Source organism: uncultured Castellaniella sp. (assembly GCF_937988725.1).
GTDB lineage: Bacteria > Pseudomonadota > Gammaproteobacteria > Burkholderiales > Burkholderiaceae_B > Castellaniella.
Genome location: NZ_CALKHS010000010.1, coordinates 787917 through 808355, shown reverse-complemented (window position 1 = coordinate 808355; position 20439 = coordinate 787917). Strand labels below are relative to the sequence as shown.

The 20439-nt window shown below is 68.0% G+C and carries 18 protein-coding genes; 4 read left to right on the top strand and 14 right to left on the bottom strand.

Going from position 1 to position 20439, the window contains the following annotated elements:
- Window positions 1-14: 14 nt before the first annotated feature.
- The 11 genes from Q0263_RS14255 to Q0263_RS14205 all read right to left on the bottom strand — a co-directional run bounded on the left by Q0263_RS14255 (window position 15) and on the right by Q0263_RS14205 (window position 11689).
- A complete protein-coding gene (locus tag Q0263_RS14255) occupies window positions 15-725 on the bottom strand; it encodes an ABC transporter ATP-binding protein (RefSeq protein WP_298017494.1) in 711 nt (236 codons plus the stop codon).
- Window positions 722-1567 (bottom strand): ABC transporter ATP-binding protein, encoded by an 846-nt coding sequence (locus Q0263_RS14250; protein WP_298017491.1) that lies wholly within the window; start codon window positions 1565-1567, stop codon window positions 722-724. Before Q0263_RS14250 ends, Q0263_RS14255 begins: the two co-directional genes overlap by 4 nt.
- Window positions 1564-2562 (bottom strand): branched-chain amino acid ABC transporter permease, encoded by a 999-nt coding sequence (locus Q0263_RS14245; RefSeq protein WP_298017488.1) that lies wholly within the window; start codon window positions 2560-2562, stop codon window positions 1564-1566. The genes Q0263_RS14250 and Q0263_RS14245 overlap by 4 nt, the downstream gene beginning before the upstream one ends.
- Before the next feature lie 3 nt (window positions 2563-2565).
- Window positions 2566-3468: a branched-chain amino acid ABC transporter permease gene (locus Q0263_RS14240; protein ID WP_298017485.1), complete on the bottom strand. Its 903-nt coding sequence runs from the start codon at window positions 3466-3468 to the stop codon at window positions 2566-2568.
- A gap of 259 nt (window positions 3469-3727) precedes the next feature.
- Window positions 3728-4876 carry a branched-chain amino acid ABC transporter substrate-binding protein gene (locus Q0263_RS14235; RefSeq protein WP_298017481.1) on the bottom strand — a complete coding sequence of 383 codons (1149 nt, stop codon included), beginning with the start codon at window positions 4874-4876 and terminating at the stop codon, window positions 3728-3730.
- Window positions 4877-5158: 282 nt separating this feature from the next.
- A complete protein-coding gene (dut, locus tag Q0263_RS14230) occupies window positions 5159-5623 on the bottom strand; it encodes a dUTP diphosphatase (protein ID WP_298017478.1) in 465 nt (154 codons plus the stop codon).
- An 83-nt stretch (window positions 5624-5706) separates the two neighbouring features.
- Entirely contained in the window at window positions 5707-6030 is a 324-nt protein-coding gene (locus tag Q0263_RS14225; RefSeq protein ID WP_298017475.1) for a DUF190 domain-containing protein, read from the bottom strand.
- Between the two features lie 79 nt (window positions 6031-6109).
- Window positions 6110-7309, bottom strand: a complete 1200-nt coding sequence (gene coaBC, locus Q0263_RS14220; protein WP_298017473.1) for a bifunctional phosphopantothenoylcysteine decarboxylase/phosphopantothenate--cysteine ligase CoaBC — start codon at window positions 7307-7309, stop codon at window positions 6110-6112.
- A 10-nt stretch (window positions 7310-7319) separates the two neighbouring features.
- Window positions 7320-7901, bottom strand: coding sequence for a signal peptidase II (lspA, locus tag Q0263_RS14215; protein WP_298017470.1), 582 nt, complete (start codon window positions 7899-7901; stop codon window positions 7320-7322).
- Window positions 7894-10734 (bottom strand): isoleucine--tRNA ligase, encoded by a 2841-nt coding sequence (gene ileS / locus Q0263_RS14210; RefSeq protein ID WP_298017467.1) that lies wholly within the window; start codon window positions 10732-10734, stop codon window positions 7894-7896. The genes lspA and ileS overlap by 8 nt, the downstream gene beginning before the upstream one ends.
- Window positions 10724-11689: a bifunctional riboflavin kinase/FAD synthetase gene (locus tag Q0263_RS14205; protein ID WP_298017463.1), complete on the bottom strand. Its 966-nt coding sequence runs from the start codon at window positions 11687-11689 to the stop codon at window positions 10724-10726. Before Q0263_RS14205 ends, ileS begins: the two co-directional genes overlap by 11 nt.
- Before the next feature lie 57 nt (window positions 11690-11746).
- Between Q0263_RS14205 and purN the strand changes: the two genes are divergently transcribed.
- The 4 genes from purN (at window position 11747) to Q0263_RS14185 (ending at window position 17612) form a co-directional block, all read left to right on the top strand.
- The gene (gene purN, locus Q0263_RS14200; RefSeq protein ID WP_298017461.1) at window positions 11747-12439 is read left to right on the top strand and encodes a phosphoribosylglycinamide formyltransferase; all 693 of its coding nucleotides are present in this window, start codon (window positions 11747-11749) and stop codon (window positions 12437-12439) included.
- Window positions 12440-12650: 211 nt separating this feature from the next.
- Window positions 12651-13931: an RsmB/NOP family class I SAM-dependent RNA methyltransferase gene (locus tag Q0263_RS14195; protein WP_366140720.1), complete on the top strand. Its 1281-nt coding sequence runs from the start codon at window positions 12651-12653 to the stop codon at window positions 13929-13931.
- Window positions 13932-14043: 112 nt separating this feature from the next.
- Complete coding sequence (locus tag Q0263_RS14190) at window positions 14044-15252, top strand: fatty acid desaturase (RefSeq protein WP_298017456.1); 1209 nt, start codon at window positions 14044-14046, stop codon at window positions 15250-15252.
- A complete protein-coding gene (locus Q0263_RS14185; protein WP_298017453.1) occupies window positions 15249-17612 on the top strand; it encodes a UvrD-helicase domain-containing protein in 2364 nt (787 codons plus the stop codon). Before Q0263_RS14190 ends, Q0263_RS14185 begins: the two co-directional genes overlap by 4 nt.
- On the opposite strand, the gene Q0263_RS14180 is transcribed toward Q0263_RS14185, so the two are convergent.
- The 3 genes from Q0263_RS14180 to Q0263_RS14170 are packed head-to-tail and all read right to left on the bottom strand — an operon-like array spanning window position 17613 to window position 20436.
- A complete protein-coding gene (locus Q0263_RS14180; RefSeq protein ID WP_298017450.1) occupies window positions 17613-18389 on the bottom strand; it encodes an ABC transporter permease in 777 nt (258 codons plus the stop codon).
- Window positions 18389-19615: an ABC transporter substrate-binding protein gene (locus Q0263_RS14175; protein ID WP_298017447.1), complete on the bottom strand. Its 1227-nt coding sequence runs from the start codon at window positions 19613-19615 to the stop codon at window positions 18389-18391. The genes Q0263_RS14180 and Q0263_RS14175 overlap by 1 nt, the downstream gene beginning before the upstream one ends.
- Window positions 19612-20436 (bottom strand): ABC transporter ATP-binding protein, encoded by an 825-nt coding sequence (locus Q0263_RS14170; RefSeq protein WP_298017444.1) that lies wholly within the window; start codon window positions 20434-20436, stop codon window positions 19612-19614. The genes Q0263_RS14175 and Q0263_RS14170 overlap by 4 nt, the downstream gene beginning before the upstream one ends.
- Between the last annotated feature and the right edge of the window lie 3 nt (window positions 20437-20439).

The following is a 20439-nucleotide window of genomic DNA, read 5'->3' as shown; positions in this document are numbered from 1 at the left end:
TCCGCGCGCCTGTGTCAGTGCCCCAGATAGGCCGCCTGGATTTCCGGCGAGGCCAGCAGTTCGCGCGCCGGGCCTTCGTGAGACAGCTTGCCGACCTCCAGCACGTAGCCGCGATCCGCCAGCTTCAGGGCCATGCGGGCGTTCTGCTCGACGATCAGGATCGTGACGCCGGTTTCGCGCACGTCGCGCAGCACCTGGAAGATGTTGCGCACGATGATCGGCGCCAGGCCCAGGCTGGGTTCGTCCAGGAGCAGCAGGCGGGGCTTGGTCACCAGCGCGCGGCCGATGGCCAGCATCTGCTGTTCGCCGCCCGACAGGGTGCCGGCCAGCTGGGCGCGGCGTTCATACAGGCGCGGGAAGATCTTGTAGACGTGCTCGCAGCTTTCGGTGATTTCCGCCGGCGGCCGGGTGAAGCCGCCCATGCGCAGGTTCTCGGCGACCGACAGCGTGCCGAAGACGCGCCGGCCCTCGGGGGACTGGCCGATGCCCAGGCGCACGATCCGGTCGGCGCCCATGCGGGTGGTGTCGTGGCCGGCGAAGGTGATCTTGCCGGAATGCGGGGTCAGCAGGCCGCTGAGCGTGCGCATCAGCGTGGTCTTGCCCGCGCCGTTGGCCCCCAGGATGGCGACGACTTCCTTTTCCTGGACTTGCAGCGAGATGCCTTTCAGGGCCTGGATGTGCCCGTAGTTGACGCGCAGGTCTTCGATTTCTAGCAGAGAAGTCATGACTGGGCCTGTTCTTCGTGGATGGCGTTCATCAGGGGATCGTCCTCGTCGTCGTCCTGGCCCAGGTAGGCCTCGATCACCAGCGGGTTGACGCGGATGTCTTCGGGCTTGCCCTCGGCGATCTTCTTGCCGAAGTTGATGACGACGATGTTGTCGGTGACGTTCATCACGACGCTCATGTCGTGCTCGACCAGGATGACGGTGATGCCGGCATCGCGGATGGCGCGGATGGTGTCGTTCAGCCCGGCGGATTCCTGTTCGTTCAGGCCGGCGGCCGGCTCGTCCAGAATGATGAGTTCGGGCTGCGCCACCAGGGTGCGCGCCATTTCAACGCGACGCTGGGCGCCGTAGGGCAGGGACGTGGCGATTTCCTGGGCGACGTCGGCCAGGTCGAGCTGTTCCAGCACGGCCATGGCCCGTTCGATCAGGAGGTGCTCCTCGCGGCGCTGGGCCGGCGTGCGCAGCAGGCCCTGCCACCAGGATTGCTTCATCTGCAGGTGTTGGCCGGCGATGACGTTTTCCAGCACGGTCATGTCGGTGAACAGGCGGATGGTCTGGAAGGTGCGCCGGATGCCGGCTTCGGCGATCCGGTGGGGGGGCAGGCCGGTGACGTCCCGGCCATGCCAGCGGATGTGGCCGTCCGTGGGCTTGTAGACGCCGGTGATCATGTTGAAGACCGTCGTCTTGCCGGCGCCGTTGGGGCCGATCAGGCCGACGATCTCGCCGCGCCGGACCTGGAAGCTGAGGTCGTCGACCGCCCGCAGGCCGCCGAAGCTGATGCCGATCCGGTCCAGTTCGAGCAGGACGTCGGACGGCGAAGTGGGGGACAGGGGCGAATTCATAGGGCTCCCTTGCGCGCGGGCCAGATGCCCTGCGGACGCAGAATCATGACCAGGATCATGGCGATGCCGAAGACCAGATAGCGGTACTGGGCGAATTCCGTGAAGATCTGCGGGACCACGAACATCATGGCCGTGCCCAGCAGCACGCCCGGCACCGAGGCCTGGCCGCCCACCAGCACGATGGCGAACAGCACGACCGAGTCCGTGAACTGGAAGGATCCGGGGCTGACGGCGGACAGCTGCATGGCGAACAGGGTGCCCGCCAGGCCCGCGACGCCGGCCGACAGGGCGAAGGCCGCGACTTTGTAGTTGCGGGCATTGACCCCCAGCGTGGTGGCCGCCAACTCGTCGTACTTGATGTAGCGGAAGGTACGGCCCAGCGACGAGCGGTCGAGGTTGCGCATCAGCCACAGCACGATGGCCAGCACCACCCAGTTCAGGTAGAACAGGTCGCTCTGCGTGCCGAACATGTGGCCGAAGAGCGTCGGGCCGCTGACGCCGAACAGGCCGTCGGCCCCGCCGGTCAGGCCGAACAGGTTGTTCTTCATGGCCAGCACGAAGATGGCGTTGAAGCCGATGGTGACCACCAGCAGGTAGTCGCCGCGCAGCTTGACGATGGGGGCCGAGAGGATCGCCCCCAGCGCCGCCGAGAGCACGATGGCCACGGGAATGGTCCAGAGGATCGGCCAGTTGAAGGACAGGGACAGGATGGCGCTGGTGTAGGCGCCGATGCCGAAGAACACGGCATGACCCATGTCGTACATGCCGGCGCGCCCCAGGACGATGTCCTGCGACAGGGCGACGATGGCGTAGATGGCGAAGATGCCGCCGATCGTGATCCAGGCGGGCGACATCACGGAAGGGATGGCCAGGCCGACGATCCACAGGACGGGCCCCAGCACGCGCAGGAACCGGGTGCCGGCGCTGGCGGGCGGCGTCACGCTGGCGGGAATGGCGGCGGACATTTCGGCGGAATTCTGTTTGGATTGAGTCATGGCTTAGACCTTTTCGGCAACGCGTTCGCCCAGCAGGCCGGAGGGGCGCACCAGCAGGATGCCGATCAGCAGCGCGAAGGTGATGGCGTCCTGCCAGGAACTGGAGATGTAGCCCGCCGCGAAGGCATTGAACAATCCCAGCACCAGGCCGCCCAGCATCGCGCCGGGGATGTTGCCGATCCCGCCGATGATGGCGGCGATGAAGGCGTTGAGCCCGTAGGACCAGCCCATGGTGAAGAAGGTCTGGCGGTAATAGAGGCCGATGAACAGGCCGCCGATGGCGCCCAGCACCGGGCCGATGATGAACACCAGGGCGATGACGCGGTTGACGTTGATGCCCATCAGGCGGGCGGCGTCCTGGTCGATGGCCGTGGCGCGGATGGCGGTGCCCAGCCGGGTGTGGTGCACGAAGAAATACAGGGCGGCCATCAGCAGGAAGGCGCAGATGATGATCAGCAGCTGGACGAAGCTGAGGTACGCGCCGCCGATCTGCCAGGTGATGTTGGGCAGCAGGTTGTTGGGGAAGACCTGCACGTTGGGGGACCAGATCAGCATGATGCCGTTCTCGATCAGCATCGAGGCGCCCAGGGCCGAGACCACGGCCGACAGGCGGTGGGCCTTGCGCAGGGGCTTGTAGGCGAACTGGTCCAGCAGCGTGCCCGCGACCGCCACGATGATCATGGCGATCAGGAATGCCAGGACCAGCAGCACCGGCGTGGACAGGCCGCCGAAGGCGCCCGAGGTCAGGGTGGTCAGGCCGATGAAGGCCCCCAGGATGCACAAGTCGCCGTGGGCGAAGTTGATCATCTTCAGCACCCCGTAGACCATCGTGTAGCCCAGGGCGATCAGGGCATAGATGCCGCCGACCGTAACCCCGTTGATGAATTGCTGGAGGATAAAGTCCATCGATCGGTTTCCGTGGTGAAGGAAGGGGCCCCCACGCCGCACAGGCTTTGCCTGTTTGCTGCCCCCCAAGGGGGCGCTTTTTCCCTTGGGGCGGCCCGGCGGGAAAAAGGCCGATTTGGCGGGGAGGGGGCTAATGTAACGCTAGTGGCGAAGATGCTGCGCGCAAGCCGCAATGTGCTCACATCGCGGCTTGCATGCCGCTCCGATTCGTCTGGCACAGGACGATCCGCAGTGGACCGCCCCATGCCTCGACTCATCCTTACTTTTCCACCGGATAGATGGTCTTGTAGCCGCCGCCGGCCTGGACTTCGAAGGCGGACATCGGGCTGCCGATGCGTTCGCCCTTGGCGTCCCAGGTGAAGGGGCCGGTCAGACCGTTGAAGGGTTGCTTCATGTCGTGCAGCCACGGGATGAGCTTGGAGGTGTCCGTGCTCTTGGTGGCTTCGATGGCGGCCAGCACGGCCCGGAAGCCGTCCGCGTTGGTGAAGGTGTAGATGCTGGGGGGCGGCGCGCCGAAGGCCTTGGTGTAGTCGGCCAGGAACTGCTTGGCTTCCGGATAGGGCAGGTTTTCCGGGGCCGGCACGTTGACGATCACGGCGCCCGCGGCGGCATTGCCGGCGATCTTGGCGAAGTTCTCGTTCTGGTTGGCGTCGCCGCCCACGAACACGGCTTCCATGCCCAGCTGCTTCATCTGGGCGCGGATCAGGCCGCCGTCGGTGTAGTAGCCAGAGAAGAACAGCACGTCCGGATTCTTGGACTTCAGCTTGGTCAGCACGGCGCTGTAGTCCTGCGTGCCGGCGTTGATGAAGTCCTCGCCCACGAGGTTGCCGCCCGCTTTCTTGATGGCGTCGGTCGTGGCCTTGGCCAGGCCGGTCGCATAGCTGGAGTGGTCGCTCAGCACCGCGATGCGCTTGTATTGCTTGACCTTGACGAAGTAGTTGGCGACGAACTGGGCTTCGTCGCTGTTGGGCGGCGCGTTGCGGAAGAAGGTCTTCCAGCCTTTCTGCGTCAGTTCGTCGCTGGTGCCGTCCGAGGTCTGGATGACGTTCGCGGCGGAATAGATCGGGGCGGCGGCCAGGGCGGCGCCGCTGGTGTAGGTGCCGATCACGGCGGTGACGCCGTCGTTGACCAGCTTGCGGCCGCAGATGGCGGCCTGGGCGGCCTTGCCTTCGTCGTCGCAGACGATGACTTCGATCTTGCGCCCCAGCACGCCGCCGGCGTCGTTGTGCTGCTTGGCGATCAGCCGGACGCCGTTTTCGATGCCCTGGCCTTCGGCGGCGTATTCGCCGGTGATGGGGGCCTGCACGCCGATCTTGATGGGGCCGTCGGCCGCCACCGCCGTGCCCATGCCCAACAGGGCCAAGGAAACCGCCGCTGAAAGCGTGGAAAGTTTTGTCAGCCTGCTCATGTCTGGATTCTCCTTTGCATGGACCCGGGTGGAGCCATATATTCGTAATATATTAATACAGTGTTTGTGACACCATGGGGGTATTCCCGGGGGCCGGACAGGCCGGCCGACCGGAAACACGAAAGCCGGAGATTGCGATTCAGAGAGACTGCCCCGGCCGGGTTCGGCTTGTCCGGGTACGGATGGTTATGCCAAAGGTGCAACCCATCCGGGACAAGAAAACCGTCCTGAAGTTTAACTACCGTTGCAGATAGGTACAACCAGGGGTTTTACTAATAGGGTTCAATGTCGGCCCGTGCTGCCGAAACCGCCCGCGCCGCGTTCGGTTTCGGTGCTGAAGGCGTCGACCTGGTGAAGGCTGACCTGGATGACCGGCTGGAACATCAGTTGAGCGATGCGCTCGCCCGGCTGGATCTCGTAGGCCTGTTCGCTGTCGTTGGTCAGCAGGACCTTGATTTCCCCGTGATAGTCGGCGTCGATGACGCCGATGCCCTGCGCGACGCGGATGCCGTGCTTCAGGGACAGACCGGATCGGGAGGCGACGATGGCGACCAGGCCCGGATCCATCATGTTCAGGGCCAGGCCGGTGGGGACCAGGATGCGCTGGCCGGGATCCAGCGGCAGGGGCGCCGCCACGCAGGCGCGCAGGTCCATGGCGGCGGATTCGCCGGTGGCGTAATCGGGCAGCGGAATGGCGTCCGTGCCCAGCAGGGGGTTGACGATTCGGGTTTCGATTTTTCTGGGCATGTGAGCGTCTTGAAAAAGAGTGGGTCGTGGGTCTGCCGCCGGCAGTGTCTGGAGCCCGGGGCGTTCGGGGCGCCCCGGGATATTCATTCCTCGCCGCCGATGGTGCCGAATTCGATGGGCGTCCTGGAGTAGAAGAGCCGCAGTCCGGGTTCCTCGCGCAGGCGCTTCATGAGTGCGTCGCATTCGGCGCCCGAGACCGACATGGTGATTTCCACGGGCTGGTCGGCCAGGTCGAAGAACCGGGCCGAGTGGACCTTGTGGTGGGCGCCGATGCCTTCCTGCGCGGTCAGCACGGTGGCGCCGCGTATCTCCATGGATCGAGCCAGTTCCAGAAGCCATTGGTGCATCGGCTGGCGGCCGTGCATGCGATCCTGTTGCGTGAAGAAGGTCAGTTGATAGCCTTGCATGATAGCCTCGCTTTCCGCCGCGGTTGCGCGGCGGTTCCTACGTATCGGGCTTGCCTCGTTCGTTCACATTACGCTGATTTCAGGCGCGGGGCATGTGTTCGGCGATCCAGGCCACCAGTTGGCGGGCGGCCTGCAGCTTGGCCTGGCGCGGCAGGGGGTGGGCGCCCGCCTCGTCGAAGATGACCAGTTCGGTGTCGCTGGCGTCCATGGCCTGCTGGGCCAGATTGCCGACGATCACGGGGATGTTCTTGCGCTGGCGCTTGGCCTGGGCGTGCTCGTGCAGATGATCGGTTTCCGCCGCGAAGCCCACGCACCAGGGGCCGTCGGGCAGCGCGGCGACGTCGGCCAGGATGTCGGGGTTCTGGATGAAGTCCAGGGCGGGCGGCTGGCCGCCGGCCTGTTTCTTCAGCTTGAGGGCGGACGGGTTGGCGATGCCCCAGTCGGCCACGGCCGCCACCGCGATGAACAGGTCCGATCGGGGCGCGTGCGCCAGCGCGGCGGCATGCATGTCGCGGGCCTGGGACGCGTCGATGCGCGTGACGCCGTCGGGACACGGCAGGGCCGTGGGGCCCGAGATCAGCGTGACCTGGGCGCCGGCCTCGGCGGCCGCTCTGGCCAGGGCATAACCCATGCGCCCGGATGAGCGGTTCGTCAGCACGCGCACCGGATCGATGACTTCACTGGTGGGGCCGGCGGTCAGCAGCACGCGCCGGCCGGCCAGGACCTTGGGCTGGAAGAACGCGATCACGGCGCGCAGGATCTGGTCCGGCTCCATCATGCGGCCGGACCCGCTTTCCCCGCAGGCCTGGCTGCCTTCGGCCGGGCCGATCAGGGTGACGCCGTCGGCCCGCAGCTGGGCGGCGTTGCGCTGGGTGGCCGGGTGGGTCCACATCTCGTGGTTCATGGCGGGCGCCGCCAGCAGCGGCACCGAACCGCGGGCCACGCACAGGGTCGCCAGCAGGTCGTCGGCCAGGCCGTGGGCCAGCTTCGCCAGGAAATCGGTGCTGGCCGGCACGATCAGCACGGCGTCGGCGCCGCGCGTCAGGTTGATGTGGGCCATGCGGTTGTCCATCCGGCTGTCCCAGGCGTCGACCCAGACGGGCCGCCCGGACAGGGCCTGCATCGTCGCCGGCGTGATGAAGCCGGTGGCGGCCTCGGTCATGACGACGTCCACCGTGGCGCCTTCGTCCTGCAGGCGGCGCAGCAGTTCGGCGGATTTGTAGCAGGCGATTCCGCCCGTCAGCCCCAGGATGATGCGTTTGCCTGACAGATCCGGCATGGCGGGTCCCCTATGATCGGTGGGCGCGGCGGCTGCGCAGGATCTCGTCCAGGATCAGCAGCCCGGCGCCGCAGGTGATGGCGATGTCGGCCAGATTGAAGGCCGGGAAATACCAGTCCCGCCAGTAGAACAGCAGGAAGTCCACGACGTGGCCGTGCATCAGGCGGTCCAGGGCGTTGCCCAGGGCGCCTCCCAGGATGCCGGCCAGCGCCGCGCACAGCAGGCGCTGGCCGGCGTGGGTGTAGAGCCAGCGCAGGATCAGCACGGCGGCGATCAGGGCGATGCCCGTGAAAAGCCAGCGCTGCGAGCCCCCGCCGTCGGCCAGGAAGCTGAAGGCGGCGCCCGTGTTGAACAGCAGGGTCAGGTCGAAGACCGGCAGGACGTGGATGCGCTGGGCATAGACCAGGCTGCCCGAGACCCAGGCCTTGGTGGCCTGGTCCAGCAGCACCAGCGCCGCGGCCAGCAGCAGCCATCCCGCCAGGGAACGCAGCCGGCTTCGCACCGACCGGGCCGGGGCGTCGGCCGGCGGCGCGACCAGGGCGGAGGCGGCGGGTTGCGCCACGTCGCGGCGGGTGGACGGCGCCTTAGGCATGGCTGCGCCGTTCGCCGTCGCCGAACAGGTTGTCGGCGCAGCGTCCGCACAGTTCGGGGTGCTGCGCGTCGCGGCCCACGTCGGCCCGGTGGTGCCAGCAGCGCCCGCACTTCTCGTGCGTCGTGGCCTGAACCTGGATCGCCAGGGCGCCCTCGGCGGCGTGCGCGTCGGCGCGCGACACCAGCATGACGAAGCGCAGGTCCTCGCCCAGGCTTTGCAGCAGGGCCAGATCCTCGCCGCTGGCGCGGTAATCGACTTCCGCCGCCAGCGAGGAGCCGATTTCCCCGCGCGTGCGCACGGCTTCGATCTCGCGCATGGTGTCGGCGCGGATCTCGCGCAGGCGGGCCCAGCGGGTCGCCAGCTGGGCGGCGTCGGCCGGCACGGGCACGGCGTGGAAACGTTCCGTGAAGATCGTGGGCGATGCCGGGTTGCCGCCCAGGTCGGTCCAGGCTTCTTCCACCGTGAACGACAGGATCGGAGCCAGCAGTTTCAGCAGCGCATGCGTGATGTGGTGCAGGGCGGTCTGGGCGGCGCGGCGGGCCTGACTGTCCTTGCCGGTGGTGTAGAGACGGTCCTTCAGAACGTCCAGGTAGAAGGCGCCCAGATCCTCGGAACAGAAGATCTGCAGCCGGGCGACGGCTGTGTGGAACTCGTAGCGTTCGTAGGCGGACAGGACCTCGGCCTGCATGGCGGCCGTCATCTGCAGGGCGTAGCGGTCGATTTCCAGCAGTTCATCGGGCGCCAGCAGGTCGGCGGCGGGGTTGAAATCCGCCAGATTGCCCAGCAGGAACTTCAGCGTGTTGCGGATGCGCCGGTAGGATTCGACGACCCGGTCCAGGATCTGCTTGGAGATGGACAGTTCGCCGGAATAGTCGGTGGACGCGGTCCAGAGGCGCAGGATTTCCGCGCCCAGGGAATTGGCGATTTCCTGCGGATAGACCACATTGCCCACGGACTTGCTCATTTTCTTGCCCTGGCCGTCGACCACGAAGCCGTGGGTCAGCAGGGCTTTGTAGGGCGGGCGGCCGTAGAGCATGCAGCCGGTCAGCAGGGACGAGTGGAACCAGCCCCGGTGCTGATCGGAGCCTTCCAGGTACAGATCGGCCGGCCAGCCCAGCTGATCGGCGTGGGAGCCCTTCAGGCGATGATCCTGGCCGCCCAGCACCGTGGCGTGGGTGGTGCCGGAATCGAACCAGACGTCCAGCGTGTCGCGGTTCTTTTCGTAGAGATCGGCCTCGTCGCCCAGCAGGTCGCGGGGATCCAGGGTCTGCCAGGCCTCGATGCCGTCGCGTTCGACGCGTTCGGCCACCTGATCCAGCAGTTCCGGCGTGCGCGGATGCAGGGCGCCGGTTTCCTTGTGCACGAAAAAGGCCATGGGCACGCCCCATTGGCGCTGGCGGGACAGCGTCCAGTCGGGCCGGTTGGCGATCATGGCGTGCAGCCGGGCGCGGCCCCAGGCCGGGTAGAAGGCGGTGTTGTCCACGCCCGTCAGGGCCATTTCGCGCAGGGTCGGGCCGCTGGCGGGCTGCACGTCCATACCCGCGAACCACTGGCTGGTGGCGCGATAGATGATCGGCGTCTTGTGGCGCCAGCAGTGCATGTAGCTGTGGGTGTGCGATTCGGTGTGCAGCAGGCTGCCGGCCTGGTCCAGGGCCTCGACGATCTTCGGGTTGGCCTTCCAGATCAGTTCGCCGCCAAAGAGCGGCAGGCTGTCGGCGTAGTAGCCGTTGCCCATGACGGGATTGAGCATGTCCGCGTCGCTCAGGCCGTGCGCCTTGCAGGAAATGAAGTCCTCCACCCCGTAGGCGGGGGCGGAGTGCACCACGCCCGTGCCCGAATCCAGGGTGACGTAGTCGCCCAGGTAGATGGGCGACAGGCGGCGGTAGCCGGCGTCCGCGTCGTGGAGCGGGTGGCGGAACGCCAGGCCGGCCAGGGCCTGGCCGGACGCGCGGGCGATGATCTCGCCTTCCAGACCCCAGCGCTGCAGGCAGGATTCGGCCAGTTCGCTGGCGACGATCAGCAGGGGGCCGGTGGCGCGGGGCTGGCGCAGCCGCAGCAGCGCGTATTCGTGGTCCGGGTGGATGTTGAGCGCCTGGTTGGCCGGGATGGTCCAGGGCGTGGTCGTCCAGATGACGATGGCGCCGGCGTCGACTTCGCCGGGCAGGCCGAAGGCGCGGGCCACGGCGGCGCGGTCCTCGAAGGCGAAGGCCACGTCCACGGACGGATCCTTGCGGTCGGCGTATTCGACCTCGGCTTCCGCCAGGGCGGAACCGCAGTCGAAGCACCAGTTCACGGGCTTCAGGCCGCGGAACACGAAGCCTTTTTCCATGATGCGGGCCAGCGCCCGCAGTTCATCCGCCTCGTTGTGCGGATTCATGGTCAGGTAGGGGTTGTCCCATTCGCCCAGTACGCCCAGGCGCTTGAAGTCGGTGCGCTGGCGCTCGATCTGTTCGGTCGCGTAGGCGCGGGCCTTGGACTGGACCTCCGCGACCGGCAGGTGCTTGCCGTACTTCTTTTCGATCTGGATCTCGATCGGCATGCCGTGACAGTCCCAGCCGGGCACGTACTGGGCGTCGAAGCCGGCCATGTCGCGGCTCTTGACGATGATGTCCTTGAGGATCTTGTTGACGGCGTGGCCGATGTGGATATCGCCGTTGGCATACGGCGGGCCGTCGTGCAGCGTGAATTTCGGCCGTCCCTTGGCGGCTGCCCGAATGACTGCGTAAATCTTTTTTTCCTCCCAGGCGGCGATCCAGCCCGGCTCGCGTTTGGCCAGGTTGCCCCGCATGGGGAAAGGGGATTCGGGCAGGTTCAGGGTGTCTCTATAGTCCATGGGAGGCGAAATAGTCGCGAGCGCCTTGCACGTCCTGGCGGATGGCGGCGATCAGGGTGGTTAAGTCAGGAAAGGATTCCTCGTCGCGCAGAAATTCGAGGAATTCGACGCACACCAGTTTACCGTAGGCGTTCACCTGCTGATCGAGGATGTGGGTCTCCAGCAGCAGGGGGCCGTCGCGGGTCACGGTGGGCCGCACGCCCAGGCTGGCGACGCCCGGCAGCGGGGCTCCGTTCAGGCCGTGCACCCGCACGATGTAGATGCCGGAACGCGCCGCGCAGGGCGCGGGAACGCGCAGGTTCAGGGTCGGGAAGCCCAGGTCGCGCCCCAGCTTCTGGCCGTGGACGACGTGGCCGCTGATGCGGAAAGGGCCGCCCAGCAGCTCGCAGCTGTGGGTCAGATTGCCCACGGCCAGCGCCGTGCGCAGGGCCGAACTGGAAATGCGCTGCCCGTGGCCGTCGTTGACGTCGGCGATGGTCTCCACCGTGAAGCCGTGTTCCCGGCCCATGCGCCGCAGCAGGTCGATGTCGCCGCTGCGCTTGTGGCCGTAGCGGAAGTCCTCGCCCACCAGCAGCCAGCGGGTGTTCAGGCCCCGCACCAGCAGCCGGCGGATGAAGTCTTCCGCGCTCATGTCGGCCAGGCGCTGGTCGAAGCGCTGGATGACGATCTGGCGCATGCCCTGGTCCGCGAGCAGGGCGACCTTGTCGCGCAGGCTGCTGATCTGGGTGGGGATGAGTTCCGGCCGGCCGCCCCGGCGGGCGAAGAAGGCCCTGGGGTGGGGTGCGAAGGTCATGACCGTGGGCTCCAGTCCCCGGGCCTGAGCCTGGCCGCGCACTTGCGCCAGGATGGCCTGGTGCCCCCGGTGCACGCCGTCGAAGTTGCCGATGGTCAGGGCGCTGGCGGCGCTGGTGTCGCGCCGGGGCAGCGCGCGGTAGAGGCGGGGAACGGATTTCACGTCGGAGAGTTTACAATTTCGGGTTTAGCCCTTGATTTTATGTCGGAGAGCACGCGCATGGAGCATACCCCCGAACGGCCGTTGCGGGCGGTCATCCTGATTTCGGGCCGGGGCTCGAACATGCAGGCGCTGGTGGACGTCGTCGCCGCCGACCGCCTGCCGGTGCGGATCTGCGCCGTGCTGTCCAACCGGGCCGATGCGGCGGGGCTGGACTGGGCGCGCGCCCGGGGCCTGCCGGCCGAATGCCTGTCGCATCGGGACTTCGACAGCCGCGACGCCTTCGATGCGGCCCTGCTGGCCCGGCTGGATGCGCTCGAGCCGGACGTCATCCTGCTGGCCGGCTTCATGCGGGTGCTGGGCAACGATTTCGTGCGGCATTTCAATGGCCGCGTCATCAACATCCATCCGTCCCTGCTGCCGACGTTTCCGGGCCTGCACACGCACCAGCAGGCGCTGGCCCAGGGGGTGCAGTGGCATGGCTGCACTGTGCATTTCGTCACGCCCGTGCTGGATCATGGCCCCATCATCGCCCAGGGCGTCATTCCCGTGCTGGCATCCGACACGCCGGACAGCCTGGCGGCCCGCCTGCTGCCGGTCGAACACCGGGTGTACGCGCAGGTGCTGCGCTGGCTGGCCGAAGGCCGGGTGACGCTGGAAGAGGACGGCAGGGTACGGGTGGCCGGCGTCCAGCACCGGGCCTGGATGGGCGACACACTTTTTGAATCACAGGATCGTCATGAGCACGAATGAATCGCGGGATCGGTCCCGCACACGCCCCTCGGACAGCCGTCCCCGGCGCGCCGACGACCGGCGGACGCAGGGCGCCGCGGGGCGCGAGCGTCCTCCGAAGCGCGCTTCGGGGGATCGCCCCGCGCGTTCGCCCGCAAGCCGGCAGGGCGCGGACCAGGCGCCGGCGCGGCCCTATGTCATGGCCGCCGCCCGCATCGAACAGGTCCGCCAGGTGCTGGGCGAAGTCCTGCAGTGGCAGTACCCGGCCGATGCCGTGCTGTCGCACTGGTTCCGCGCCCATGGCAATGCCGGGCCGCGCGACCGGGGGGAAATCGCCGAAGCCGTGTTCGACGTGCTGCGCCACCTGCGCCGCTACCGGCAGTTCGCCGAAAGCGGCCAGGGCGCCGCGACCCGCCGCCTGGCGGTGCTGGGCCTGGCGTCGGTCTGGCCGCGCAGCACGCTGGACACGGGGCTGGACGAGCACGAACGCGCCTGGCTGGATTATGTCCAGGCCTTCGCGGTGGACAGCCTGCCCGTCGGCGTGCGCTACAGCGTGCCGGAATGGCTGGAAACGCGTCTGGCCGGCCTGGCCGATGCCGAGTCCCTGCTGCAGGCCCTGAATCAGCCGGCGCCGCTGGACCTGCGCGTCAATCCGTTCAAGACGGACCGGGCCGCCGTGCTGTCCGCCTGGGCGCAGGGGCCGGAGGCCCGCTGGGCGGCGCAGGCCACTCCTTATTCGCCCTGGGGCATCCGCATCCAGGGGCGTCCGCCGGTGAATCGCTGGGCCTCCTTCGAGCGCGGCGACATCGAGGTGCAGGACGAGGGCAGCCAGCTGCTGGCCGCGCTGGTCGCCCCCAAGCGCGGGGAGATGGTCATCGACTACTGCGCCGGAGCCGGGGGCAAGACGCTGCTGCTGGGGGCGCTGATGCGCTCCACCGGGCGCCTGTACGCCTTCGACGTGTCGCCCGCCCGCCTGGCGCGGGCCAAGCCGCGCTTCGCCCGCAGCGGCCTGTCAAACATCGTCCCGGTGGCGATCGCCGAACGCCACGACCAGCGCGTCAAGCGCCTGCGCGGCAAGGCGCACCGGGTGCTGGTGGACGCGCCCTGCAGCGGCCTGGGCACCCTGCGGCGCAATCCGGACCTTAAATGGCGCCAGCATCCCGAATCGCTGGAACAGCTGCGCGCGACCCAGGCGGCCATCCTGCAGGACGCGTCCGCCTGCGTGCGGCCGGGCGGCCGGCTGGTCTATGCCAGCTGCAGCCTGCTGCCGGAGGAAAACGAACAGCAGGTGCAGGCCTTCCTGGACGCGCATCCCGAGTTCACCTTGCTGGACGCCGGCGCCATCCTGCGCGAACGCGGCATCGAACTGAGCCTGGACGGGCCGATGCTGCACTTGCGCCCCGACGTGCATGGCACGGACGGCTTCTTTGCCGCCGTCATGCAGCGCCGCGCCCCCGAGGCATCCCCGGCCGCGCAGGCCGCGGATCCGGATCCGGAGGCCGATCCGGCCTGACGGGGCAGTCGCGCCCGGCTCGCGCCGGGCGCGACACCCATTCTTCCCGTGCGGGCCCCCGTGGTCTACACTGAAAGCATTCCCCGAATCCGCGGACACCCACTCGAACACCATGAATACCTGGCTATCCTTTTTGCAGGGCGGCGTCCTGCAGCTGGGCCCCTGGGCCTTGCTGGCCGTCACCCTGGTCCTGACCCACGTCACCATCGTGGCCGTCACCCTGTACCTGCACCGCAGCCAGGCGCACCGGGGGGTGGACCTGCACCCGGCCGTGGTGCATTTCTTCCGGTTCTGGCTGTGGCTGACCACGGGCATGATCACGCGCGAATGGGTCGCCATCCACCGCAAGCACCACGCCAAATGCGAACGCGAGGGCGACCCTCATTCGCCGGCCGTCTTCGGCCTGGCGCAGGTGTTCTTCCGGGGCGCGGAACTGTATCGCGACGAGGCGCAGAACGAGGAAACCCTGCGGCGCTACAGCCACGGCACACCCGACGACTGGCTGGAACGGCATCTGTACCGCCGCCATAACCTGCTGGGCATCGGCCTGATGCTGGCGATCGATCTGGCGCTGTTCGGCGTGATCGGCCTGACCATCTGGGCCGTGCAGATGGCCTGGATTCCGTTCTGGGCCGCCGGCGTGGTCAACGGCCTGGGGCATGCCTGGGGCTACCGCAATTTCGCCTGCCCGGACGACAGCACCAACGTGTCGCCCTGGGGCCTGCTGATCGGCGGCGAGGAACTGCACAACAACCACCACGCCTACGGCACCTCGGCGAAGTTCTCGTCCAGATGGTACGAAATCGACCTGGGCTGGGGGTATATCCGGGTGCTGCAGGCCCTGCGCCTGGCGCAGGTGCGCCGCGTGGCGCCGCGCCTGCAGTGGCAGGCCGGTGGGCCGGTGGCCATCGAATCCCTCGGCCAGGATCAGCTTCAGGGCATCATCGCCCACCGCTACGACGTTCTGGCCCGCTATTCCCGCATGGTCAAGGCCACTGTGGCGCACGAACTCAAGGCCCTGAAACTGCGCCGCTGCCTGGCCGAACGCCAGTTGCTGCGGCAATGCAGGAAATGGCTGGTGCGCGATCCGCAGGCGCCGGCGCCTGTCGGGCAGGCCCAGGTGGCGCACGTGCTGTCCGCGGCGCCGGCCCTGTCCACACTGCTGCAGATGCGCCGCGAACTGACGGCCCTGTGGGAATCCTCCAGCGCCAGCAGCGACCAGTTGCTGGCCGATTTGCGGGCCTGGTGCCAGCGGGCGCAGGCCAGCGGCATCGAGGGCCTGGAACAATTCGCGTATCGACTACGCTCCTATGCTGCATGATTGAAGGTCTGAACGAACAACAACGCGCCGCCGTCACCCTGCCGGCGCAGCATGCTCTCGTCCTCGCGGGGGCGGGCAGCGGCAAGACCCGGGTGCTGACCACGCGCATGGCGTGGCTGATCCAGACGGGCCAGGTCGGCCCCTTCGGCCTGCTGGCCGTCACCTTCACCAACAAGGCCGCCCGCGAAATGCTGTCGCGGCTGTCGGCCCTGCTGCCCATCAATACGCGCGGCATGTGGGTCGGCACCTTCCACGGCCTGTGCAACCGCCTGCTGCGGGCGCATTTCCGCGAGGCCGGCCTGCCGCAGACCTTCCAGATCCTGGACAGCGCCGATCAGTTGTCGGCCATCAAGCGCATGCTCAAGGCCAACGGCGTGGATGACGAGCGCTTCCCGCCGCGCGACGTGCAGCGCATGATCAACGGCGCCAAGGAAGACGGTCTGCGTCCCAAGGACCTGGACGTGCATGACAACCATGCGCGGCGGCTGGCGGACCTGTACCAGCGCTATCAGGACCAGTGCGAGCGCGAGGGCGTGGTGGACTTCGGCGAACTGCTGCTGCGGGCCTACGAACTGCTGCAGCGCGAGGCCACGATCCGCGAACATTACCAGCGGCGTTTCCAGCATATCCTGGTCGATGAGTTCCAGGATACGAACGTGCTGCAGTACCGCTGGCTGATGCTGCTGGCGGGCAACTTGACGCCCGTCTTCGCGGTGGGCGACGACGACCAGTCCATCTACGCCTTCCGGGGGGCGAACGTCGGCAATATGGCGGATTTCGAGCAGCGCCATGCGCACGGCAACGTCATCCGCCTGGAACAGAATTACCGCTCCCACGGCCACATCCTGGACGCCGCCAACGCCCTGATCGCGCACAATGCCCACCGCCTGGGCAAGAACCTGTGGACCGAGGCGGGCGACGGCGAACCCCTGCGCGTGGTGGAACAGGCCTCCGACCAGATGGAGGCCCAGTGGCTGGTCGACGAGATCCGGGCCCTGTTGCGCGAGGGCCGGCCGGCGCACCAGATTGCCGTGCTGTATCGCAGCAACGCGCAATCGCGGCCCATCGAACACGCCCTGTTTTCCGCCCGCGTGCCGTATCGCGTGTATGGCGGCCAGCGCTTCTTCGAGCGCCAGGAAATCAAGCATGTCCTGGCCTATCTGCGCCTGATCGACAATCCGCACGACGACACCTCCTGGATGCGGGTGGTGAATTTCCCCACGCGCGGCATCGGCGCGCGGACACTGGAACAGCAGGCCGACGCGGCCGCGCAGTACGGCACCAGCCTGGCCGGCGCCGTCGCCTACGTGCCGGGCAAGGGCGGCGGCAGCCTGGCCCGTTTCGCGACCCTGATCCGCGAGATGGCCGAGGCCGCCCAGTCCCTGGATCTGCCGGAACTGATCGGCCACGTGGTGCATCACAGCGGCCTGGAGGCCCACTACCGGGCCGACCGCGAGGGGCAGGACCGGTTGGACAACCTGCAGGAACTGGTCAATGCGGCCGCCGCCTTCGTCGCGGAAGCCGGCCTGCAGGGCCTGGTGGCGGGCAGGATTCCGGAATTCGGCGCAGGCGGCGTGACGCCGGAGGCCGTCGATCTGGGGGCGGCGAACGCCGCTTCGGACGCGGCGCCGGCCGCCGAAGCCTTCCCGTCGGCTGATCCCGGCTTCGATGCGGGCGTCGCGCCGCCCGCCGTGATGTCGCCGCTGGGCGCTTTTCTCAGCCACGCGTCGCTGGAGGCGGGCGACAACCAGGCGCAGGCGGGCGAAGACGCGGTGCAGCTGATGACCGTGCATGCCGCCAAGGGCCTGGAATTCGACGTCGTGTTCATCACCGGTCTGGAAGAAGGCCTGTTCCCGCATGAAAACAGTCTGCTGGACGCCGGCGGCCTGGAAGAGGAACGGCGCCTGATGTACGTGGCCATCACGCGGGCGCGCGAACGCCTGACGCTGACCTTGGCGCAAAGCCGCATGCTGCATGGCCAGACGCGCTACGCGTTGCGCTCGCGGTTCCTGGATGAAATCCCCGAACAGGATCTGAAGTGGATCACGCCGCGCCAGCGCGCGACGGCGCCGGAACAGCAGCCCGCGTGGCGCGGCGCTTTCAGGCGTGGGGCGGGAGGATGGCAGGGCGATGGCGGCAGCAGCTTTGCGCCGCGCGTGCCGCGCACTCGCACGCCCGACGTCACAGTCGGAGATCAGTGTTTCCGCATTGGCGCCACTGTGCGCCACGGCCGCTTCGGCGAAGGCACCATCGTGTCCCTGAGCGGTTCCGGCGCCGAGGCCCAGGCCCGCATCGAGTTCCATGATGTCGGCACCAAAACCCTGGCGCTGGGCGTGGCGAAGCTGGATATCCTGGGCTGATCAGCGCCCGCGCCCCCAGCGCCGGTGCAGGCGCTGGGCGGTGGCGTCCAGGGTGAATCCCAGGGCGCCGATCAGGATGATGACGGCCATCAGTTCGGAATAGGCCAGGCGGTCGCGGGTATCCAGAATGAAGTAACCCAGGCCGGAACTGACGCCCAGCATTTCGCAGGGCACCAGGATGATCCAGACGATGCCGATGGCCAGGCGCAGGCCGGTCAGCATGTGGCCCAGGGAACCGGGGATCACGATCTTCCAGAGAATTTCGGCGCGGGTGGCGCTCAGGCTGCGGGCCAGCATCAGCCAGCGGGCGTCCAGCTGGCGCACGCCGGCGCTGGTGTTCAGGATGATGGGCCAGACTGCGGCGAAGCTCAGCAGGAAATAGATCGGCGCGTCGCCCACGCCGAACAGCATCACGGCGATCGGCATCCAGGACAGCGGCGAGATCATGCGCAGGAACTGGAAGGCGCCGCTGGTCGCGGATTCCAGGCGGCGGGACAGGCCGATGGCCAGCCCCAGCGGAATGCCGAACACCAGCGCCCAGAACAGGCCCACCGCCACGCGTCGCAGGCTGACCAGGGTGTGCAGGGTCAGCTGGTTGTCCGCGATCAGGTGCGCCAGGCTGGGCAGCGCCTGGCCGGGCGCGAACAGGCGCGCCATGGCGAGGTCCTGGCCCAGCAGACCGATGCCGGCGGCCCACAGCAGCAGGAGCGTCAGCAGGCCGCCCAGGCTGAGCAGCAGGCGCTGGCGGGACGACAGGGCGGAGGAACGGGAGCTCATCAGCTGACCTCGAAAGTTTCCGTGCGGGTATAGCCGCCCTCGACGCCGAAGGCCGACAGGCCGCCTTGCGCTTCGATCGCCTTGCGCACGTAGCGGTCGTCGACCAGGTCGCGGGCGACATGGGCGGGATCCAGGTTCTTCAGGAAGGCGTTTTCGCCCAGGACGTAGGTGTCCTTCAGCAGCGACACCAGTTTCTCGGTGTAGCTGGGGTAGGGATAGGGACGGAAATCGATGCGCAGTTCGTTCCAGTCGGCGTGGCGGATGGCGCCGCTCTTCGCGTAGGCGGCGTCGCGCTCGGCCGAGGGCAGCAGCACGCGCGCCAGGGTCGAGGCCTCGTGCGGCGTGTAGGCGGCCGGGTTGTTGCGCGCCAGGATCTTGACCGTGTCCTCGCGGTGGCCGCGCACCCAGGCCTGGGCCTGGACGATGCCGTTGACCACTTTCTGCGACCATTCCGGGCGTTCCTGCAGGTCGCGTTCGTGCATGGTGACCACGCAGCAGGCGTGGTTGCGCCAGACGTCGCCGGTAAAGCGCCAGACCTTGCCCACGCCCAGCTCTTCGGCCTTGGCGTTGAAGGGTTCGGCCACGATGTAGCCGGAAATCCGCTTGCTGCCCAGGGCGGGCAGCATGTCGCCGGGCGACATGACGACCAGTTTCACCTGCTTCTTCGTCGGCTCGCCTTCGTTGATGAATTCCAGTCCGGCCTGGCGCAGGATCGCCTGCAGCACGATGTTGTGCACCGAATACCAGAAGGGGATGGCCACCGTGGTGCCGCCCAGGTCTTCCAGCGTGTTGACGTCGGGCAGGACGGTCAGGCAGGAGCCTTCCGTGTGGTTCCAGGCGACGACTTTGGCGGGCGACTTGCTGCCGTAGCGCGACCAGATGGTCATGGGCATCAGCAGGTGGACCACGTTGACCTGGCCGCTCAGGAAGGCTTCGACGATCTGCGACCAGCTGCGAAAGCGCCGGGGCTGCTCGACCTTGAGCCCCTGCTTTTCGAACAGGCCGTTGTGATGGGCGACCAGCAGCGGCGTGGCGTCGGTGATCGGCAGGTAGCCGATGCGCACGGGCGCGTCGGGTTCGGCGGCGTGGGCCGCGCGGCCGGCCTGCAGCAGCGGCAGCGCGCCGGCGGCGGTGAACATGGCCGACAGCTTCAGGAACTGGCGCCGGCGGGCCAGGGTATTGTCGGCGTCGCCGCAGCAGGAATCGAGCAGTTTGAATCGTGTCATTGGGGTCTCGGTGGGCGGGCGCTGCGCAGGGTCTGCAGGATCCGGACGCGCAGGCTGGTCAGTTCGTCGGTGGTTTCGTCCCGGGGGTGGGGCTGATCGACGGACCATTGGCCGATCAGGCGGCCGGGCTGGCCGCCGATCAGCAGGATGCGGTCGGCCAGCAGCAGGGCCTCGTCGATGTCGTGCGTCACCAGGATGGCGGCCGCCTGATGCTGGGATCGGATCTGCAGCAGCAGCGACTGCATTTCGTGGCGGGTGACTTCATCCAGGGCGCTGAAGGGCTCGTCCAGCAGCAGGATGCGGGGCGCGCGGGCCAGCGTGCGGGCGAGAGACGCCCGTTGCGCCATGCCGCCCGACAGTTGGTCTGGGTAGCGGGACCGGGCGGATTGCAGCCCGACTTCGCTGATGGCCTGCTGGACGCGCTGCCGGCGGGTGTCGTCGTCCAGCTTGGGCTGGTGGCGGAAATCCAGGCCGAAGGCCACGTTTTCTTCCAGGGTCAACCAGGGCAGCAGGCTGGGATCCTGGAAGACCATGCCCAGGGCGGGCGACGGGCCGGTCAGGCGCTGGCCGCCCAGCCGGATTTCGCCCGCCTGGGAAGGCTGCAGACCGGCCAGGACCCGCAGCAGCGATGATTTTCCCACGCCGCTGGGGCCCAGCAGGGCGATGATCTCGCCGGCCCGCAGGTCCAGGGAAAAGTCGGCCAGCACGGGGGCGGCGGCCCGCTGGCCGGCCGCCGCGTAGCCCAGGGTGATGTCCTGGATGCTGAGCACGCAGGCAGGTGTCGCGGCTTCGGCTCGGGGCAGGGAGGCTTCGGCGCGCATGGT

Bases quoted from the DNA above. Each gene is read 5' to 3' on its own strand.
- Q0263_RS14185 (WP_298017453.1), top strand. From the start codon at position 15,249: ATGATTGAAGGTCTGAACGAACAACAACGCGCCGCCGTCACCCTGCCG.
- coaBC (WP_298017473.1), bottom strand. From the start codon at position 7,309: ATGCCGGATCTGTCAGGCAAACGCATCATCCTGGGGCTGACGGGCGGA.
- Q0263_RS14170 (WP_298017444.1), bottom strand. From the start codon at position 20,436: ATGCGCGCCGAAGCCTCCCTGCCCCGAGCCGAAGCCGCGACACCTGCC.
- Q0263_RS14245 (WP_298017488.1), bottom strand. From the start codon at position 2,562: ATGACTCAATCCAAACAGAATTCCGCCGAAATGTCCGCCGCCATTCCC.
- Q0263_RS14255 (WP_298017494.1), bottom strand. From the start codon at position 725: ATGACTTCTCTGCTAGAAATCGAAGACCTGCGCGTCAACTACGGGCAC.
- Q0263_RS14235 (WP_298017481.1), bottom strand. From the start codon at position 4,876: ATGAGCAGGCTGACAAAACTTTCCACGCTTTCAGCGGCGGTTTCCTTG.
- Q0263_RS14180 (WP_298017450.1), bottom strand. From the start codon at position 18,389: ATGAGCTCCCGTTCCTCCGCCCTGTCGTCCCGCCAGCGCCTGCTGCTC.
- Q0263_RS14250 (WP_298017491.1), bottom strand. From the start codon at position 1,567: ATGAATTCGCCCCTGTCCCCCACTTCGCCGTCCGACGTCCTGCTCGAA.
- lspA (WP_298017470.1), bottom strand. From the start codon at position 7,901: ATGCCTAAGGCGCCGTCCACCCGCCGCGACGTGGCGCAACCCGCCGCC.
- purN (WP_298017461.1), top strand. From the start codon at position 11,747: ATGGAGCATACCCCCGAACGGCCGTTGCGGGCGGTCATCCTGATTTCG.
- Q0263_RS14190 (WP_298017456.1), top strand. From the start codon at position 14,044: ATGAATACCTGGCTATCCTTTTTGCAGGGCGGCGTCCTGCAGCTGGGC.
- dut (WP_298017478.1), bottom strand. From the start codon at position 5,623: ATGCCCAGAAAAATCGAAACCCGAATCGTCAACCCCCTGCTGGGCACG.
- Q0263_RS14240 (WP_298017485.1), bottom strand. From the start codon at position 3,468: ATGGACTTTATCCTCCAGCAATTCATCAACGGGGTTACGGTCGGCGGC.
- Q0263_RS14225 (WP_298017475.1), bottom strand. From the start codon at position 6,030: ATGCAAGGCTATCAACTGACCTTCTTCACGCAACAGGATCGCATGCAC.
- Q0263_RS14175 (WP_298017447.1), bottom strand. From the start codon at position 19,615: ATGACACGATTCAAACTGCTCGATTCCTGCTGCGGCGACGCCGACAAT.
- ileS (WP_298017467.1), bottom strand. From the start codon at position 10,734: ATGGACTATAGAGACACCCTGAACCTGCCCGAATCCCCTTTCCCCATG.